Source organism: Halomonas sp. OfavH-34-E, assembly GCF_024124525.1.
Classification (GTDB): Bacteria; Pseudomonadota; Gammaproteobacteria; order Pseudomonadales; family Halomonadaceae; genus Halomonas; species Halomonas litopenaei.
Genome location: NZ_JAMXRY010000001.1, coordinates 37,571 through 55,900 on the forward strand (window position 1 = coordinate 37,571; position 18,330 = coordinate 55,900).

Here is an 18,330-nt window from a genome sequence, read left to right on the forward strand (position 1 = left end):
GGGTTTCTTGCATCTGGTAGCTAACGGCCGGTGCTGGCCCTTTTCGCCAATGCCCTAGCGCCAGAAGTCACGGATGGACGCGATCCCCTGGGCCCCCACGGCGCGGGCATGGCTGGCGTCGTGGCGCGTCATGCCACCCAGCGCGTAGACCGGCATGCCGGCGCGTTCGACCAGTTGCTGGAAGTCATGCCAGCCGATCGGTGCCACTTCCGGATGGGACGGAGTGGTGCGCAGCGGTGACAGGGTCACGAAGTCGCAGCCAATGGCGTGGGCCTGGTCGAGCTGGGCCTTGTCGTGGGTCGAGGCCGCCAACCACTTGGCCTCGGCGATGGGGCGACGCTCCAGGCCCATCAGCCGCTCGCTGGTCAGATGGATACCATCGGCATCGATCCGCTCGAGCAGCTCCGGTTCACCGTTGAGCATCAGCTTGGCACCGTAACGACGGCACAGCGCCAGGGCACGCTCCGCACGGGCCACGTAGGCGTCCTCGTCGAGGGTCTTGGCGCGCAGCTGAACCAGACGCACGCCATCTTCCTCGAGGGCCCGCTCGAGCTTGGCGTCAAAGGCGTCCTCGTCGGCTTCCTCGTCACTGATCAGGTATTCCGAGGGCAGCATCACCGCACGCAGGATCGGCAGGTTGGCGGCCGGGAAGGGATAGCCAATCAGCTCGCCCATGGGCACCCAGCGTACCGCCTGTCCTTCGCGACCGAAGGGCTCACCGGAGAAGTCCTTGACCTGCCAGACGTCGAGCAGAATGTGCTTGTCGGAGTACTCGTGGTGGATGCGAATCAGCGGTTGGGCGCGACGAATCTCGATGCCGAGTTCTTCGTGCAGCTCGCGCTTGAGCGCCTCAAGCCCGGTCTCGTAGGGCGCCAGCTTGCCACCGGGAAACTCCCAAAGGCCGCCGTGGTCCACATTGGAAGGACGCCGGGCCAGCAGCACTTCGTCACCGTTCGGGCTGATGATGGCGGCCGCCGCCACGTGCACCCTTCTCTTCACCATAGTGTTCATTCAACAATACCAGCTTCGGTTCGCGGGCCACGCCCGCACCAGTTTTCAGTCGGGAGGGCGATAAAAGTCGGCATAGGATACCGATTCGCTCGCCGAGATTCATCTGCCGCTGATGCATCGCCGATGGATCGGCTCCACCGCTACCCGCCGGACAGGCAAAAAAGACGACACAGGATACCGATTCACCGGCCGAGATTCATCTGCCGCCGACGAACCCATGCGGAATCAACTGCGGTAGTCGGCGTTGATCGATACATAGTCGTGGGACAGGTCGGAGGTCCACACCCGCGCGGCAGCGTCACCACGCCCCAGATCGATGGCAATGGTGATCTCTTCTGCCGCCATCACCGCACTGCCGGCGTCCTCACTGTAGCCCTCAGCACGCCCACCGTTCTCGACCAGGCGCACATCGCCCAGATCAATGGTCACCCGATCGACATCGAAGTCCTCGACCCGGGCACGCCCCACCGCAGCGAGGATACGCCCCCAATTGGCGTCACTGGCGTACAGCGCGGTCTTTACCAGCGGCGAATGGGCCACCGTAAAGGCCACCTCGCGCGCCTCCTCGACGCTCAGGGCACCGCTGACATTCAGGGTGACGAACTTGGTCGCACCCTCGCCGTCGCGAATGATCGCCTGGGCCAGCTCCACCAGCACCTCATCGAGGGCCTGACGAAATATCCGCTCGTCATCGTCATCGGCGAGTGCTGCGCCCTGGCCGGTGGCGATCAGCATGCAGGCGTCGTTGGTCGAGGTATCGGAGTCCACGGTGATGCTGTTGAACGAGCGCTTGACGCCCTCCCTGAGCAGGGCATCAAGACGCTCGGACTCGATCGCCGCGTCGGTGGCGACAAAACCCAGCATGGTGGCCATGTCGGGACGGATCATGCCCGACCCCTTGGCGATGCCATTGAGGGTGACAGTGCCCTGCTTGAGCGTCACCTGGCGGGTCGCGCCCTTGGTCCGGGTGTCGGTGGTGAGGATGCCTTCGGCCGCCCGAGCCCAGGCGTCGCCACCGTCGTCGAGCTGGTCGAGCGCCTCTGGCAGGCCACCGAGAAGTCGCTCCATCGGCAGCGGTTCGCCGATCACGCCGGTGGAGAACGGCAGCACCTGGTCGGCCGACACCTCGGCGAGTTCGGCCAGCGCCTGACAGGTGGCGTGGGCGTCGCGCATGCCGATCTCGCCGGTGCCGGCGTTGGCATTGCCGGTATTGATGACCAGGTAGCGAACCGCGTCGCCCGCGGCCAGATGCTGGCGGGCCACATGGACCGGCGCCGCGCAGAAGGCGTTGCGGGTAAAGGTGCCGGACACCCTGGCGCCCGGGGCCACCTCGATCACCACCAGATCACGCCGGCCCGGCTTCTTGATGCCCGCCATGGCACTGCCCAGGCGAACCCCGGGGATCGGCCCCATTGCCGGAAAAATGCTGTCACCGACTGCCATTGTTTTCTCCTTGCGTCAAAGACGACCCCAGGCCTTGAAGCCCGGGGTCGCCGTCGTCATGGGTTGCGAGGCTTGCTCAGCTGAGCTTGCCGCAGCACTGCTTGTACTTCTTGCCGGAGCCGCAGGGGCAGGGATCATTGCGGCCAACCTTGGGGGCGTCTCGACGCACCGGGCGCTGATCGGCAACCTCGTTGACGTGACGCTCGCCGCCCTCGTCGGCCATCTCGGCGTCCGTCGCGGCAGGTGCGTCGTGGCGACTGGCCGCCTGGGCGCTCTCGCGGGCCAGGGCCTCGCGACGCTGACGCTCCAGGGCGTCCACCTCCTCAGGGGCACGCACCTGCACGTGACTGAGGATACGGGTGACGTCGGCCTTGATATTGGTCAGCAGGTTCTGGAACAGCTCGAAGGATTCGCGCTTGTACTCCTGCTTCGGATTCTTCTGAGCGTAGCCACGCAGATGGATACCACGACGCAGATGGTCCATGGACTGCAGGTGTTCCTTCCAGCGGGTGTCCAGCACCTGCAGCATGACCTGCTTCTCGAAGCGCCGCATCAGCTCCTCGCCGGCGATGGCGACCTTGGCCTGGTAGGTCTCGCGATGCTGGGTCTGCAGGCGTTCGCGCAGCTGCTCCTCGTGGAAGCGCTCGTCCTCCTCGGCCCACTGCACCACCGGCGCGTCCAACTGGTACTCGCTCTTGAGGTGAGCCTCGAGCCCCGCCAGGTCCCACTGCTCGGGCAGGCTCTGGGGCGGCACGTAGGCACTGATGGCCTCGTCCAGCACCTCTTCACGAATGCCCATGACGTTGTCGGAGACGTCGCTGGCGGCCAGGATCTCGTTGCGCTGCTCGTAGATCACGCGACGCTGATCGTTGGCCACGTCATCGTACTCGAGCAGCTGCTTGCGGATATCGAAGTTGCGTCCCTCGACCTTCTTCTGAGCACGCTCGACGGCGTTGGACACCATCTTGTGCTCGATGGCCTCGCCCCGCTCCAGGCCAAGCGCCTGCATCAGCTTCTGCACCCGTTCGGAACCGAACAGACGCATCAGGTTGTCTTCCAGCGACAGGAAGAAGCGGGTCGAGCCCGGGTCGCCCTGGCGGCCACTACGACCACGCAGCTGATTGTCGATGCGCCGTGACTCATGGCGCTCGGAGCCGATGACGTGCAGACCACCGGCGGCCAGCACCGCCTCGTGGCGTTCGCGCCAGGCCTCCTTCAATGCCTCGACCTCGGCGTCGCTGGCGTTTTCCAGCTTGGCCGCTTCGGCCTCCCAGTTGCCGCCGAGCACGATATCGGTACCACGACCGGCCATGTTGGTCGCGATGGTCACCGCACCTGGGCGCCCGGCCTGGGCGATAACCTCGGCCTCGCGCTGGTGCTGCTTGGCGTTGAGCACGTTGAAGTCGATGCCCGCCTTGCGCATCAACTCGGCCAGGTATTCGGACGTCTCGATGGACGCGGTACCCACCAGCACCGGACGGCCGGCCTCGACCTGGACCTTGACGTCCTCGATGATCGCCTCGAACTTCTCTTCGGCGCTGAGGTAGACGAGGTCGTTCATGTCCTTGCGCGCCAGCGGCCTGTTGGTGGGGATGACCACCACATCGAGCCCGTAGATCTGACGGAATTCGAAGGCCTCGGTATCGGCGGTACCGGTCATCCCGGACAGCTTCTCGTACAGGCGGAAGTAGTTCTGGAAGGTGGTGGAGGCCAGGGTCTGGCTCTCGCGCTGGACGGTCACACCCTCCTTGGCTTCCACCGCCTGGTGCAGGCCCTCTGACCAGCGACGTCCCGGCATGGTACGCCCGGTGTGTTCGTCGACGATGACCACCTGTCCCTCGCTGACGATGTAGTCGACGTCAGGGTGGTACAGGTGGCGCGCACGCAGCGCCGAGTGCATATGCTGCAACAGGTTGAGGTTCTGGGCGGCGTAGAGCGAGTCGTCCTCGCCGAGCAGCCCCTGGGCGCGCATCAGCTCCTCGACCTTGTGGTGGCCGCGCTCGGTCACCTCGACCTGCTTCTGCTTCTCGTCGAGGGTGAAGTCGCCGCTTTCGGGATCTTCCTCGTCGGTGCAGGGGGTGAGCTCCCTGGCGAGCCGATCCACCACCTTGTACAGCTCGGTGTTCTCGTCCACCGCACCGGAGATGATCAGCGGCGTGCGCGCCTCATCGATAAGGATGGAGTCCACCTCGTCGACGATGGCAAAGTGCAGTTCCCGCTGAACCTTGTCTTCCAGCGAAAACGCCATGTTGTCGCGCAGGTAGTCGAAGCCGAACTCGTTGTTGGTGCCGTAGGTGATGTCGCAGGCGTAGGAGTCACGCTTCTCCTCGGAGGTCTGGCCGGAGTAGATCACGCCTACCGACAGGCCGAGGAACTCGTACAGGGGGCGCATCCAGTTGGCGTCACGCCGGGCCAGGTAGTCGTTGACCGTGACCACGTGCACGCCCTTGCCGGGCAAGGCGTTGAGGTACACCGCCAGGGTCGCGACCAGGGTCTTGCCCTCACCGGTCTTCATCTCGGCGATCCGGCCGCGGTTCAAGGTCATGCCGCCGATCAGCTGTACGTCGAAGTGACGCATGCCCATCACCCGCTTGCTGGCCTCGCGCACGGTGGCAAAGGCTTCGGGCAACAGGGCATCGAGCGACTCACCGGCCGCCAGACGCTCACGGAACTCAGCGGTGCGGGCGGCCAGCGCAGCGTCATCGAGGGCTTCGAGGCTCGGCTCGAGCTCATTGACGGCGCGAACCTGGCGGGACATGCGCTTGACGTCGCGGTCGTTCTTGGAGCCGACGACTTTACGCAGCAGAGAATTGATCATGAAACTTCCTGAAATCTGGAACCTGAAAAAGAGGCCGCCAGGCATTGGCGACCGTCACGCTTCATCGAATTCAGGCGATGTCAGGAGGACCCCGGCGAGACACCACGTCGAGGGCGGCCACCGGCACCAGTATCGGCGCCGACCAGGCCACCGACGGGGACGATGGTTTGGGCAGGGTCTTGAGGGGATGTCGGGCCAGCCGATGGCGGCAGGCCTTGAGCATGGTATGGGCCCGGATGACCGCCGGCGCCATGATGCAGATCTGCACCAGTCGCTCGGTGGCTCGAGGAGATTCGGCGGCGCTCAGGCTCGCCGGCAGCAGGCAGCCCACCAGCAGCCCTGCCAACCACCATCTGGCCACCCGACGGGCACGAGCCTCGCGGGGGCAGCAGCGATGTGGGTCGATGGCAGTCATGCTGTCGGGGAACTCCCTGGCGTGCTAGTCTCGGGCCGGCGCCATGCCGGCTGCCCATCACTCGAGCGGCCATCATGCAAACGGCCATGACACCTGCGTTCCACAGACGAACGCCGCCGAGCGACAAATTCATTGATCCTGGGGCATCCCAAGACACAAGCACATGAGTATAAAGGTTAAGCGGTTCCGCGCCCAGTCCATGACAGGGCTTCTTCAGGGCCGCGGCGAACTGGGCGGACTGATGCGCATGGCGCGCCTGATCGAGCGCGCTCAGGAGCATCTGCGCAATGAACTCTCGCCCACTCTGGCGGAACACCTGTTTGTCGGTGGCTTCCGTGACGGCCGTTTGACCCTGATCACCGATGGCGCAGCCTGGCTGACCCGTCTGCGCTACGAACAGCCGCGTCTGCTCGACTGCCTGCACCAGTTGCCGGAGTTCCAGGCGGTGACCGGCTTCCACCTCAAGGTACGCCCGGTGCGCCCGGCCAAGGTGGCGCCGCGCCAGGTAAGGCGCCTGCCCGCCCAGGCCGGTGACGAGCTCTCGAGCTGCGCCGCCGATGTCGAGGATCCGCGACTCAAGCGCGCCCTGGAGCGCCTGGCGGCCCACGCCGAGTCGCCTTCAGGGAAAGACGACGCCTAGCCCCATCGGCGCTCCCCGCGCATGAATCGCCGCTCCCGGGCCACTCACGGGGGTACCCACAAGGCAGCGCCGCGGCCTCCCGACCCTGCCCGCGCCGCTTGGTGACGCCGAACACGACGTGAACATGACGCGAATATGAAACCCCAGACAGCAGAACGCCGCCCCGAGGGGCGGCGTTCAAGCGAGTGATGGCCGAAGACAAGTTGCTACGGAAGACTGGCGATCTGCGGGGCTAACCTTGGCCTGGCCATCACCGAGGCTCGCATCACGCCATGGCCGGTGCCGCGTAGGAAATCGGCGCCGATTCGGCTTCGCTCTCGTAGGTCACGATCTCCCAGGCCTCGGGCTGCTCGATGAGCGCACGACACAGCTGGTTGTTCAGCGCGTGACCGGACTTCACGCCACGGAACTCGCCGATCAGGCTGTGACCGAGCTGGTAAAGGTCACCGATGGCGTCCAGCACCTTGTGCTTGACGAACTCGTCGTCGTAGCGCAGACCACCGTCGTTCACGATGCGGTAGTCGTCCACCACGATGGCATTGTCGAGGCTCCCACCAAGCGCCAGGTTGTTCGAGCGCAGGTACTCGAGATCACGCATGAAGCCGAAGGTCCGCGCGCGAGACACCTCCTTGACGAAGGACGTCGTGGAGAAGTCGACCATGGCGGTCTGCTTCTGGTCCTCGAACACCGGGTGATCGAAGTCGATGGCAAAGGAGACCTTGAAGCCCTGATGGGGCAGGAAGACGGCTTCCTTGTCGCCTTCGCTGACCTTGATCTCACGCTTGATGCGGATGAACTTCTTGGCCGCGCTCTGCTCCTGGATCCCGGCGGACTGGATCAGGAACACAAAGGGTCCGGCACTACCGTCCATGATCGGCACTTCGGGCGCGCTCACATCTACGTAGGCATTGTCGATGCCGAGACCCGCGAAGGCGGACATCAGGTGCTCCACGGTCGCGACCTTCTCACCATTCTGAGACAGGGCGGTGCAGAGAGTGGTGTCGGTCACATTCAACGCCTGGGCGGGAATGCGGACCTCCGGCTCGAGGTCGGTGCGCACGAACACAATGCCCGTGTCCACCGGCGCGGGGCGAAGCGTCAGGTAGACCTTCTTGCCGGAGTGCAGTCCCACGCCCGTGGCGCGGATGACATTCTTGAGGGTACGTTGTCTGATCATTGTGCAGTCGCCAGGCAGTCGTTGGTTATCAAACACCGTTCACTATAACACCAAACGGACGTTTCAACAAAAAAACATCGCCTTTCGATCCCTGCACCCCGGAAATTTCGCGCACTCTGCTCTCGATCAGTCCGCCTGACGCCGCAGGAAGGCGGGAATATCGAGATAATCGTCCAACTCCTGAGACTTGCGCTTCTCGGCCTGCGGTCGCGGTGATTCCTGCGCCTCTGGCTTGCTCGCTGCGGCCACACCGGCGCCGCCCTGGGCGCGATTGATCGCACTCTGCTGAGGACGCTGGCGCGCCTCGGGACGACGAACCTGCTGCTGCGCCGCCGGCTTCTGCTGGCGTGACACCTGATTGTCGAGACCCGCCGCGACCACGGTGACCCGCAGTTCGTCGGTCATGTCCATGTCGATGGAGGTACCCACGACGATGGTGGCGTCCTGGGAAGCGAACTCCTGCACCGTGGCGCCGACGTCGTTGAACTCACCGATCGACAGATCCGGCCCAGCGGTGATGTTGACCAGGATGCCGCGAGCGCCGTGCAGATCGATATCCTCGAGCAGCGGGCTGCGGATCGCCTTCTCGGCGGCCTCGCGTGCGCGATTTTCGCCGGTGGCACCACCGGTGCCCATCATCGCCATGCCCATCTCTGACATCACGGTGCGCACGTCGGCGAAGTCGACGTTGATGATGCCCGGGCTGGTGATCAGCTCGGCGATACCCTGTACGGCACCCAGCAGGACGTCATTGGCGGCGCTGAAGGCAGTCAGCAGTGTCGCGCTCTTGCCAAGCACGGACAGAAGCTTCTCGTTGGGAATGGTGATCAGCGAGTCGACATGCTCGGACAGCTCCTTCATGCCCTCTTCCGCTGCGCGCATGCGCTTGGGGCCTTCGAAGGGGAACGGGCGGGTGACCACCGCGACGGTCAGGATGCCCAGCTCCTTGGCGACCTGGGCGACCACCGGTGCCCCGCCGGTGCCGGTACCACCACCCATGCCGGCGGTGATGAAGACCATGTCGGCGCCACCGAGCAACTCGGCGATCCGCTCACGATCTTCCATCGCGGCCTGACGACCCACTTCGGGGTTGGCACCGGCGCCAAGCCCCTTGGTGATCTCGCTGCCGAGCTGCAACACGGTCTTGGCGGAGACGCGCTTGAGCGCCTGGGCATCGGTATTGGCGCAGATGAACTCCACCCCTTCGATGCTGCTCTCGACCATGTGATTGACGGCATTGCCGCCGCCGCCACCGACGCCGATGACCTTTATGACCGCGCTGCTTGAGGGCGCGCTATCTACGACTTCGAACATTTGCCCCGTCTCCTGAGCCGCTTGTGCGGCCCTTTCAGAAATTTCCTTTGAACCAGCCTTTGATCTTTTCCAGCGCCGGAGTCCTTTCCTCTGGTCCACGCCGGGAGACGTCCTCGCGTCTCGATTGCGACGAGATGGTGCCACCCTGCCCCTGGTGGACACGACCCTGACGGGCCTCATGTAGAGCGTAATGTAACAAACCGACACCCGTCGAATAAATCGGATTTCGCACCACGTCAGCCAGGCCCCTCACATTCTGCGGACAAGCGACCCTGACCGGCATGTGAAATATCTCTTCGGCAAGCTCCACCACACCTTCCATGCGTGATGTGCCACCGGTCAACACCACCCCTGCGGCGACCAGATCCTCAAAGCCGCTGCGGCGCAGTTCGTCGCGCACCAGGGTGAACAATTCCTCGTAACGCGGCTCAACCACTTCGGCCAGCGACTGTCGAGACAGGTCTCTGGCGGGACGGTCGCCGACACTCGGTACCTTGATCATTTCGTCGCTGGAAGCCAGCTGGGTCAGCGCACAGGCGTACTTGACCTTGATCTCCTCGGCATACTGAGCCGGGGTACGCAGCGCCATGGCGATATCGTTGGTGACCTGGTCACCGGCGATCGGTATCACCGCAGTGTGGCGAATGGCGCCCTCGGTGAATACCGCAATATCGGTGGTGCCCCCGCCAATGTCGACCATGCAGACGCCCAGCTCACGCTCATCCTCGGTCAGCACGGCATGACTGGAAGCCAGCTGCTCGAGGATGATGGCGTCGACGTCGAGCCCACAGCGACGCACGCACTTCTCGATGTTCTGTACCGCGTTGAGCGCGGCGGTCACCAGATGAACTCGCGCCTCCAGACGCACACCCGACATGCCCAGCGGCTCACGGATACCGCCCTGGGTGTCGATGGCGAACTCCTGGGGCAACACGTGCAGCACCCGCTGCCCTTCGGAAATGGCCCTGGCCCGCGCCGAGTCGATCACTCGCTCGATATCGGAAGGCGCAACTTCGCGCTCCTTGATCGCCACGACCCCATCGGAATTCATGGAACTGATATGACTGCCGGCAATGCCCACATAAACCGAATGTATGTCGCAACCGGCCATCAACTCAGCTTCTTCAACCGCACGCTGAATCGACTGGACCGTGGATTCGATATTGATCACCACTCCCTTCTTCATGCCACGGGAGGGATGAGAGCCGATACCGGCAATTTCGATACCACCATCGTCGGTGGGTTGCCCCACGATCGCGACGACCTTGGATGTTCCGATATCCAGCCCGACTACCATATTGGACACGTTGGATGGACCTGCCATGAGCCGGGAAATCTCCTTGAACGGATTCCGTTACCTCGGAACCTGCCTCTGTTATAAAAAAACCTGGGACGATTATAGGAACAATAGCGCTTGTTCGACCAGCCCGGGGCGTACATTCATTCCACGATACGGACACATTTAAACAAAAGAAACCGAGAAAACTTTGCCGATGGCCGGAAAAGTGTCGCCATATAATTCCGTTCTCGCGTCTGATCCATGCCGTCTTTTCGTTAACCGCGAGTCGCGGCCTCATCATCGACCGGCTCCGTCTCGCCATGCCAGGCCACGGCGACGCCGTTGGGGTAGCGCAGATCGATGTAGCGAATGTGCGACGCGACCTCACCCAGTTCACGCCGCCAGGCCGCCTCGAGGCGCCCGAGGCGGGCGTCCAGATCTCCACGGCCGAGCATGATCCAGACGCCGCTGTCCAGCTGAAAGCGCCAGGCGCCGCGGGCTTCCAGACGTAGCTGGTCGATCCCGAGCCCCATCTTGTCCAGCCGCTGCCCCAGGTCATCGAAGTAGGCCAGCACCTCGGGACCGGCGCCACCGGGTCCCGCCATATCCGGTAGTCCCATGGGCGGCTCCACCGGGGCATAGACAAAGGGCTCGCCATCGCCGTTGAGCAGTTGATCGTCGTTCCAGCGCGCCACCGGGCGCTGCTCCTCGAGCTCGAAGGTCAGTGCATTGGGCCACTCGCGACGAATACGCACCTCCTTGAGCCAGCCCACCTGCAATGCCTGCTCACGCAGCGCCTCCAGGTCCACCGACAGCCAGGTGCGGCCCCTGACCAGCGGCGCCAGCTGGCCCTTGAGATAGCTGGCGTCCACGTGGTGCAACTCACCACCGATGGACACCCGCTCGATGGGCCGATCCAGCCACAACCACAGCGCCTTGCCACCGGCGCCCACCAGGGCAGCCAGCAGCACGACGCCAAGCCAGGTGCCGCGCCTGGCCATCTCAGCCGCGCTCCCTGGCGGTATCGAGAATACGCAGGACCAGTTCGTCGAAGTCGATGCCTGCATGGGCCGCCGCCTGGGGCACCAGACTGTGATCTGTCATGCCGGGCACGGTATTGACCTCGAGCAGCCAGAACCGACCTTCAGCGTCGCGCATCACATCGACGCGGCCCCAGCCCTGACAGCCCACCGCTTCGAACGCCGCCAGGCACAGCTCGCCCAGCGCGGTCTCCTGCTCGGTATCCAGACCACAGGGCAGGTGGTAAAGCGTCTCGTTGGACAGGTACTTGGCCTCGTAGTCGTAGAAGCCGCTGGGCACCTCGACGCGAATGGCCGGCAGCGCGCTGTCGCCAAGTACCGACAAGGTAAATTCGTCTCCCGACACAAAACGCTCGGCCATCACCCGAGTATCGAAGGTGGCGGCCTCACGATAGGCGGTTTCGAGTTCATCACGGCTGTTGACGATGCTGATGCCGATGGTCGAACCTTCATGGACCGGCTTGACCACCAGCGGCAGACCCAGTCGGTCGGCCACCTCGTTCCAGTCGGCTTCGGGCGACAGCAGCACGCTCTCGGGCGTCGGCAGACCCAGGGTCTGCCACAGCGCCTTGGTCCTGAGCTTGTCCATGCCCAGCGCCGAGGCCAGAACACCGCTGCCGGTATAGGGGATTCCCGCCAGCTCAAGGGCCCCCTGCAGACAGCCGTCCTCCCCTCCCCTGCCGTGCAAGGCAATGAACACCAGATCGGGGTTCAGCGCCTGCAGCCCGGCAACGCCGCCCTCGGCAAGGTCATAGCCGGTCACTTCAAGGCCCTGGCGCTGACACGCCGCCAGCACGGCGGCACCGCTGTTCAGCGACACTTCTCGTTCGGCGCTATGGCCACCGTAGATGACCACCACATGGCCGTAGGACTGTACTTGTCGTGTCACAGGATCACCTCGTCGAACTGAAGCTGGGCATCCGCCAGACGCTGGGAGATGCCACCCACGTCACCGGCGCCCTGAGTAATCAGGATATCGCCGGGTCTGAGCACCTTGGCCAGCAGCGCCGGCAATTCCGCCTTGTCCTGAGCAAAGATCGGATCGACTTCGCCACGCTGACGGATGGAACCCGCCAGGCTGCGACCATCGGCGCCGGGCAGCGCGGCTTCGCCGGCACTGTAGACGTCGAGCAGTACCAGCGTATCGACGCCGGACAGCACCCTGACGAAGTCCTCGTAGAGATCGCGCGTGCGTGAGTAGCGATGGGGCTGGTAGACCATCACCAGCCGGCGCTCGGACCAGCCATCGCGCACCGCCTTGATGACCATCTCCACCTCGCGGGGGTGATGACCATAGTCGTCCACCAGCATCACCTCACCTTCACCGTTCGGCGCGGCGAAGTGACCGTGTACCTGGAAGCGACGGCCAACCCCGGCAAAGCTCGCGAGTCCCCGCAGAATCGCCTCGGCGTCGACCCCGGCGTCGCTGGCCACGGCGATCGCCGCCAGCGCATTGAGCGCATTGTGACGGCCCGGCATGGCCAGACTGACATCGAGATCCTCGAGGTTGCCGGGCCGCACTGCGGTAAAGCGGACTTCGCCGGCACTCTGGGTGAAGTTCTCGATGCGATAGTCGGCGTCGTCGGAGAAGCCGTAGGTGACGAACTGGCGATTGATGCGGTCGAGCAGGCCACGCACGTTGTCGTCATCGATGCACAGTATCGCCAGTCCGTAGAACGGCAGGTTATGCAGAAACTCGATGAAGGTGTGCTTGAGACGCTCGAAGTCGCCACCATAGGTGCTCATATGGTCGGCATCGATATTGGTGACGATGCTGACCATCGGCTGCAGGTGCAGAAAGGAGGCATCGGACTCGTCCGCCTCTGCCACCAGGTAGTCGCCCTGCCCAAGCTGGGCGTTGGTACCGGCGCTGGTCAGCTTGCCGCCGATGACGAAGGTCGGGTCCAGCCCGCCCTCGCCGAGCAGAGTGGCGGTCAGGCTGGTGGTGGTGGTCTTGCCATGGGTCCCGGCCACGGCGATGCCGTGACGGAAGCGCATCAGCTCGGCCAGCATCTCGGCGCGACGTACCACCGGCACGCGATGCTCGTGGGCCCACACAAGCTCCGGGTTGTCCGCGTCCACGGCGGTGGATACCACCACCACATCGGCACCGGCAGCGTGCTCGGCAGCGTGTCCGATGAACACCTGGGCGCCGCACTGTTCGAGTCGCGCCACCACCGACGAATGACGCAGATCGCTGCCGCTGACCTGGTAGCCCTGATTGGCCAGCACCTCGGCGATGCCGCACATGCCGGCGCCGCCGATGCCGACGAAGTGGATACGACGAATGCGCCGCATGCCGAGACCGGGCCTGGTGGCAGCGGATGAGCTCAGTTGGCCGGGGACCGGCCCTTGGGTCGAATTACTCAAAACCTGTCTCCATACAGCCCGCCACCAGCCGTTCCACAGCGTCAAGGTGGGCCTCGGCCCTTGCCTTGCTCGCCATGGCCGCCAGGGTGTCGGGCTCAAGCAAGGTCCCCAGGCGTTCGGCCAGGGACGTCGGATTCATGTCACGCTGCTGAATAAGCGCCGCGGCACCGGCACCGACCAGCGCCTGGGCGTTGGCCGTCTGATGATCATCCACGGCGTGGGGAAAGGGTACGAACAGCGCCGGCTTGGCCGCCGCCGCCAGCTCCGCCACGGTCAGCGCGCCGGAGCGACAGACCACCAGATCCGCCCAATCGTAGGCGTCGGCCATGTCAGCGATAAAGTCGCTGACCTCGGCGTCAACGCCGGCAGCCTGATAGCCCTCGCGGGTCGCCTGGTCCTTGTCTCTACCGGCCTGGTGGCGCACCTCGGGACGCGACTCGGGGGGTAGCTCGGCCAGCGCTCTGGGCATCTGCTGGTTAAGCGCCAGCGCCCCCAGGGAGCCGCCGACCACCAGCAGCCGCAGGCGTCGTCCGCGCATCTGGTCGGCCACGCGTGCACTCTCGCCGAGGGCGGCGATGTCATCCCTGACCGGATTGCCGACGACCTCGGCGCGGCCACCGAAGGCCTGGGGAAAGGCGGCGTAGACTCGCTTGGCCAGGTGCGACAGTGCACGATTGGTCAGCCCGGCCACGGCGTTCTGCTCGTGGATGACCAGCGGTCTGCCGCACAGTCGGGCGGCAAGCCCGCCGGGGCCGCTGGCAAAGCCTCCGAGCCCAACCACCAGCTGTGGGTCGAACTCGCGAATCACGCTTCTCGCCTGGCACACGGCGCGTCCAAGGCGCACCGGCGCCTTGAGCCAGCCCGCCAGACCGTTGCCCCTCAGGCCACTGATGGCGATCTGGTGAAGCACTATGCCGGCCTCGGGCACCAGGCGATTCTCGATACCTCTGGGGCTACCCAGCCACGCCACCTCGACGCCCTGCTGCTGCAATCCCCTGGCCAGCGACAGCGCCGGGATGACGTGCCCCCCGGTGCCGCCGGCCATGATCAGCGCTCGCCTTCCCTGTGTGTCACTCACGGCTTCACTCCTGCAGCCTTGGTTCTCCTGGGCGCTTCGCGGGCCTGGTCACGCCGCGCCGCCGGCGACTGCCGACGCTGGCGCTCGCGCGTCTCGATGTCCACCCGCAGCAACAACGCTACCATGATACAGCTCACCACCAGGCTCGACCCACCGTAGGACAACAGCGGCAGGGTCAACCCCTTGGTCGGCAACATGCCAGTACTCACCGCGATGTTGATAAAGGCCTGGGCGCCGATCACCAGGGCGATGCCATAGCTCAGGTAGGCGGCAAACGGTAGCCTCGCAAGCTCGGCCCGACGCCCAACCGCCATGGCCCGCCACACCAGCAGTGCGAACAGGCCGACCACCGCGATCGCGCCGACCATGCCGAGCTCTTCGGCGAGCACCGCAAAGACAAAGTCGGTGTGGGCCTCCGGCAGGTAGAACAGCTTCTGTACGCTGTTGCCGAGGCCCATGCCGATCAAGTGGCCGCGACCGAAGGCGATCAGCGCCTGGGTCAGCTGGTAACCGCTGGCGAACTGGTCCGCCCAGGGATCGATGAAACTTGTCAGTCTCGCCATGCGGTAAGGTTCGGCCACCGCCAGGATGGCACCCAGGGTTCCCACCAGCACGAACAACAGCAGAAAGCGCCCCCAGGGCGCCCCGGCCATCAGCAACATGCCCATGACGCAGCTGGTCATGACCACCACACCGCCGTAGTCGGGCTCGAGGATCAGCAGCACGGCCACCACTCCGACCACTACCAACGGGCGCAGAAAGGCCCCCCACTGACGCCTGACCTGTGGCAGAAAGCGCTCCAGATAGCCCGCCATGTAAGCGATCAAGCAGAGCTTGGCGACCTCCGAGGCCTGTAGATTGAAGGGCACCCCGGGGATCGACAGCCAGCGGCGGCTGCCGTTGACCTCGCGCCCCACCAGCAGTACCAGCAACAGCAGCACCAGTCCCACCACCAGCAACAGCGGGCCATTGGCCTTCCACCAGGCCAGGGGGACGCGCAGCGCCAGGCACCCCACGGTCAACCCGCCCAGCACGAAGATGCCGTGGCGAATACTGAAGTACCAGGCGTTGCCGGTCAGGCTCGACGCCACCTCGGTGGAGGCCGACGTCACCATCACCCAGCCGATCAGCAGAAGCGACAGAGTAGCCACCACCAGCCAGCCATCGAAGGCATGGTCGCGGGTGGAAAGACGCTCGCGCAGGGCACCGAGGCGCTGGCGAGATCGGGCGAGACGGCTCATGGCTTGGCTCCGCTGGAAAGATCCTGCACCCAGGCGCGAAAGGCGTCTCCCCTGGCCTGATAGTTGACGAACTGATCGAGACTGGCGCAGGCCGGTGACAGCAGCACCGCATCACCGGGCCTGGCCACCTCCCGTGCGCGACACATGGCGGTGTCCAGATCGTCGACGCGGGTGATGGCGACCGCGCCCTTCAGGGCCTGGGCCATCGCCTCGGCGTCGCGGCCGAACAGCACCACCTCACGGGCGTAGCGCGACAGGGGGGCGGCCAGCGGCGAGAAATCGGCACCCTTGCCGACACCGCCGGCCAGCAGTACCAGACGCCCATCCAGGGTCGGGCCGAGACCGGCGATGGCGGCCAGGGTCGCGCCCACATTAGTGCCCTTGGAGTCGTTGATCCAGTCGACGTCGTCGATGGTGGCGAGCCACTCGCTGCGGTGGGCAAGCCCGCTGAAACGTTCGAGCACCCGGGCCATGGCCTCCAGCGGAAAGCCCAGCCGCTGGCCCATGGCCAGGGCGGCCAGCGCATTGGCCTGGTGGTGACGGCCGCTCTGGCGCATGCGAGCCACCGGCAACAGCGGTTGGTCCGCGTGGAAGAACCAGGGCTCGCCCTGGTGCTCCACCACGCCCCAGTCGTCGCCGGATTGCGGCGCCGTCACGCCGAAGCGCGACAGTGCAGGCAACGCCTCGTCCGGCCAGGTCAGGGGGTCCTCGGCGTTGACCACCGCGTGCCTGGCACCACGAAAGATCGCGAGCTTGGCGCGGCGATAGCCGGCCATGTCGCCGTGGCGATCGAGGTGGTCCTCGCTGAGGTTAAGGAAGGCAGCACTGTCGGCCCCCAGACACGGGGTCGTCTCGAGCTGAAAGCTGGACAGCTCCAGCACAAAGAGATCCGCCTCGGGTTCCTGCACCAGCAGGTCCAGCGCCGGGGTACCGAGGTTACCCCCCACGGCCACCCGCCGCCCCGCCTCGCGGGCCATCTCGCCGACCAGGGTGGTCACGGTGGACTTGGCGTTGGCACCGGTGATAGCCGCCAGCGGCGCGCGACAGGCCCGCCGGAACAGCGCGATCTCACCCACCAGACGGGGCTCGCCGGTGTCTGGATCGATGCGCCTGGCCGGCGTCTCGAAGCACGCCTGATGGGGGTCGATGCCGGGGCTCAGGATCACCTCCCGCGCGTCGTCCAGCACCAATCCATCGAGCGGCCCCAGGCGCACCGGCACCCCCGGAAAGTCCGCCAGGAAGACGTCGAGTCCCGGCGGCGCCTCGCGGGTGTCCACCACCATGAAATCGCGGCCTTCACGCTTGAGATGGCGACAGATCGCCATCCCCGACAGGCCGAGCCCTACCACCACGCTCAGGTGGGCGGGCACGACATGGCGTTGCGGCAGTCGCACATCCTGACTGGCGTCCATGGCCACCTCAGCGGATCTTGAGGGTGGCCAGACCCAGCAGGACCAGCACCACGGTGATGATCCAGAAGCGCACGATCACGCGAGGCTCGGGCCAGCCCTTGAGCTCGAAGTGGTGATGCAGCGGCGCCATGCGGAAGATACGACGACCGGTCAGCTTGTAGGAGCCGACCTGCAGGATCACCGAGATGGTCTCCATGACGAAGACGCCACCCATGATGAACAGCACCACTTCCTGGCGCACGATCACCGCGACCACGCCCAGGGCCGCACCCAGCGCCAGGGCGCCGACGTCACCCATGAACACCTGGGCGGGATAGGTGTTGAACCACAGAAAGCCGAGTCCGGCGCCGGAAATGGTGGCGCAGAATACCGCCAGCTCGCCGGCACCGGGGATCATCGGAATCTGCAGGTACTCGGAGAATACCGCGTTGCCGCTGGCGTAGGCGAAGACGCCAAGGCCCATGGCGACCATCACCGTGGGCATGATCGCCAGGCCGTCGAGGCCGTCGGTCAGGTTGACTGCGTTGGAAGAGCCGACGATCACCAGGTAGGTCAGCAGGATGTAGAAGCCACCCAGTGGCAGCACGAAGTCCTTGAGCAGCGGCAGGATCAGGCTGGTTTCCACCGGCGAGGCAGCGGTCAGGTAGAGCACCACGGCAGCCCCCAGGCCGATCACCGACTGCCAGCAGTACTTCCAGCGAGCCGGCAGTCCGCGCGGGTTCTTTTCCACTACCTTGCGATAGTCGTCGACCCAGCCGATGGCGCCGAAGCCCAGCGTGACGACCAGCACCACCCACACATAATGGTTGGTCAGATCGCCCCACAGCAGGGTACTGACGGCCATGGCCATCAGGATCATGGCGCCGCCCATGGTCGGCGTACCGGCCTTGGACAGGTGGGACTGGGGACCGTCGTCGCGCACCGCCTGGCCGATCTGACGCTCCACCAGACGGCGGATCATCAGGGGGCCAAACCAAAGACACAGCACCAGCGCGGTGATGGTCGCCAGAATCATCCTCAGGGTGAGGTATCCAAAGACGTTGAAGGCGCTTTGATAGTTCGCCAACAATTCAGCCAGGAAAAGCAACATGT

General features: G+C 65.0%; 15 protein-coding genes. 1 reads left to right on the plus strand and 14 read right to left on the minus strand.

Annotated features, from left to right (window positions below; translation table 11 throughout):
• Nucleotides 1-54 precede the first annotated feature (54 nt).
• The 4 genes from NH448_RS00175 to NH448_RS00190 form a co-directional block, all read right to left on the minus strand.
• Nucleotides 55-1,002, minus strand: coding sequence for a Nudix family hydrolase (locus NH448_RS00175; RefSeq protein ID WP_045993389.1), 948 nt, complete (start codon nt 1,000-1,002; stop codon nt 55-57).
• A 234-nt stretch (nt 1,003-1,236) separates the two neighbouring features.
• The gene (gene argJ / locus NH448_RS00180; RefSeq protein ID WP_253028313.1) at nt 1,237-2,454 is read right to left on the minus strand and encodes a bifunctional glutamate N-acetyltransferase/amino-acid acetyltransferase ArgJ; all 1,218 of its coding nucleotides are present in this window, start codon (nt 2,452-2,454) and stop codon (nt 1,237-1,239) included.
• 76 nt (nt 2,455-2,530) lie between these two features.
• A complete protein-coding gene (gene secA / locus NH448_RS00185; protein WP_045993387.1) occupies nt 2,531-5,272 on the minus strand; it encodes a preprotein translocase subunit SecA in 2,742 nt (913 codons plus the stop codon).
• Nucleotides 5,273-5,342: 70 nt separating this feature from the next.
• Nucleotides 5,343-5,687 carry a hypothetical protein gene (locus NH448_RS00190; RefSeq protein WP_045993386.1) on the minus strand — a complete coding sequence of 115 codons (345 nt, stop codon included), beginning with the start codon at nt 5,685-5,687 and terminating at the stop codon, nt 5,343-5,345.
• 163 nt (nt 5,688-5,850) lie between these two features.
• Between NH448_RS00190 and NH448_RS00195 the strand changes: the two genes are divergently transcribed.
• A complete protein-coding gene (locus tag NH448_RS00195) occupies nt 5,851-6,327 on the plus strand; it encodes a DciA family protein (protein WP_045993385.1) in 477 nt (158 codons plus the stop codon).
• A gap of 265 nt (nt 6,328-6,592) precedes the next feature.
• On the opposite strand, the gene lpxC is transcribed toward NH448_RS00195, so the two are convergent.
• The 10 genes from lpxC to mraY all read right to left on the minus strand — a co-directional run bounded on the left by lpxC (nt 6,593) and on the right by mraY (nt 18,328).
• Nucleotides 6,593-7,504: a UDP-3-O-acyl-N-acetylglucosamine deacetylase gene (lpxC, locus tag NH448_RS00200; RefSeq protein WP_045993384.1), complete on the minus strand. Its 912-nt coding sequence runs from the start codon at nt 7,502-7,504 to the stop codon at nt 6,593-6,595.
• Between the two features lie 126 nt (nt 7,505-7,630).
• A complete protein-coding gene (gene ftsZ, locus NH448_RS00205) occupies nt 7,631-8,818 on the minus strand; it encodes a cell division protein FtsZ (protein WP_045993383.1) in 1,188 nt (395 codons plus the stop codon).
• Between the two features lie 34 nt (nt 8,819-8,852).
• Entirely contained in the window at nt 8,853-10,142 is a 1,290-nt protein-coding gene (gene ftsA, locus NH448_RS00210) for a cell division protein FtsA (RefSeq protein WP_045993382.1), read from the minus strand.
• A gap of 230 nt (nt 10,143-10,372) precedes the next feature.
• Nucleotides 10,373-11,098, minus strand: a complete 726-nt coding sequence (locus NH448_RS00215) for a cell division protein FtsQ/DivIB (protein ID WP_213228687.1) — start codon at nt 11,096-11,098, stop codon at nt 10,373-10,375.
• Nucleotide 11,099: 1 nt separating this feature from the next.
• A complete protein-coding gene (locus NH448_RS00220) occupies nt 11,100-12,026 on the minus strand; it encodes a D-alanine--D-alanine ligase (protein ID WP_045993380.1) in 927 nt (308 codons plus the stop codon).
• Complete coding sequence (murC, locus tag NH448_RS00225) at nt 12,023-13,435, minus strand: UDP-N-acetylmuramate--L-alanine ligase (RefSeq protein ID WP_045993379.1); 1,413 nt, start codon at nt 13,433-13,435, stop codon at nt 12,023-12,025. The genes NH448_RS00220 and murC overlap by 4 nt, the downstream gene beginning before the upstream one ends.
• Before the next feature lie 64 nt (nt 13,436-13,499).
• Nucleotides 13,500-14,552 carry an undecaprenyldiphospho-muramoylpentapeptide beta-N-acetylglucosaminyltransferase gene (gene murG, locus NH448_RS00230; RefSeq protein WP_108132806.1) on the minus strand — a complete coding sequence of 351 codons (1,053 nt, stop codon included), beginning with the start codon at nt 14,550-14,552 and terminating at the stop codon, nt 13,500-13,502.
• 29 nt (nt 14,553-14,581) lie between these two features.
• A complete protein-coding gene (ftsW, locus tag NH448_RS00235) occupies nt 14,582-15,826 on the minus strand; it encodes a putative lipid II flippase FtsW (protein WP_045993378.1) in 1,245 nt (414 codons plus the stop codon).
• Nucleotides 15,823-17,238: a UDP-N-acetylmuramoyl-L-alanine--D-glutamate ligase gene (murD, locus tag NH448_RS00240; RefSeq protein ID WP_253028314.1), complete on the minus strand. Its 1,416-nt coding sequence runs from the start codon at nt 17,236-17,238 to the stop codon at nt 15,823-15,825. The genes ftsW and murD overlap by 4 nt, the downstream gene beginning before the upstream one ends.
• Nucleotides 17,239-17,245: 7 nt before the next feature.
• The gene (mraY, locus tag NH448_RS00245) at nt 17,246-18,328 is read right to left on the minus strand and encodes a phospho-N-acetylmuramoyl-pentapeptide-transferase (protein WP_045993377.1); all 1,083 of its coding nucleotides are present in this window, start codon (nt 18,326-18,328) and stop codon (nt 17,246-17,248) included.
• Nucleotides 18,329-18,330 lie beyond the last annotated feature (2 nt).

Coding starts and splice junctions, on each gene's coding strand:
- NH448_RS00175 (WP_045993389.1), bottom strand. CDS start 1,002: ATGGTGAAGAGAAGGGTGCACGTGGCGGCGGCCGCCATCATCAGCCCG.
- argJ (WP_253028313.1), bottom strand. CDS start 2,454: ATGGCAGTCGGTGACAGCATTTTTCCGGCAATGGGGCCGATCCCCGGG.
- secA (WP_045993387.1), bottom strand. CDS start 5,272: ATGATCAATTCTCTGCTGCGTAAAGTCGTCGGCTCCAAGAACGACCGC.
- NH448_RS00190 (WP_045993386.1), bottom strand. CDS start 5,687: ATGACTGCCATCGACCCACATCGCTGCTGCCCCCGCGAGGCTCGTGCC.
- NH448_RS00195 (WP_045993385.1), top strand. CDS start 5,851: ATGAGTATAAAGGTTAAGCGGTTCCGCGCCCAGTCCATGACAGGGCTT.
- lpxC (WP_045993384.1), bottom strand. CDS start 7,504: ATGATCAGACAACGTACCCTCAAGAATGTCATCCGCGCCACGGGCGTG.
- ftsZ (WP_045993383.1), bottom strand. CDS start 8,818: ATGTTCGAAGTCGTAGATAGCGCGCCCTCAAGCAGCGCGGTCATAAAG.
- ftsA (WP_045993382.1), bottom strand. CDS start 10,142: ATGGCAGGTCCATCCAACGTGTCCAATATGGTAGTCGGGCTGGATATC.
- NH448_RS00215 (WP_213228687.1), bottom strand. CDS start 11,098: ATGGCCAGGCGCGGCACCTGGCTTGGCGTCGTGCTGCTGGCTGCCCTG.
- murC (WP_045993379.1), bottom strand. CDS start 13,435: ATGCGGCGCATTCGTCGTATCCACTTCGTCGGCATCGGCGGCGCCGGC.
- murG (WP_108132806.1), bottom strand. CDS start 14,552: ATGGCCGGCGGCACCGGGGGGCACGTCATCCCGGCGCTGTCGCTGGCC.
- ftsW (WP_045993378.1), bottom strand. CDS start 15,826: ATGAGCCGTCTCGCCCGATCTCGCCAGCGCCTCGGTGCCCTGCGCGAG.
- murD (WP_253028314.1), bottom strand. CDS start 17,238: ATGGACGCCAGTCAGGATGTGCGACTGCCGCAACGCCATGTCGTGCCC.
- mraY (WP_045993377.1), bottom strand. CDS start 18,328: ATGTTGCTTTTCCTGGCTGAATTGTTGGCGAACTATCAAAGCGCCTTC.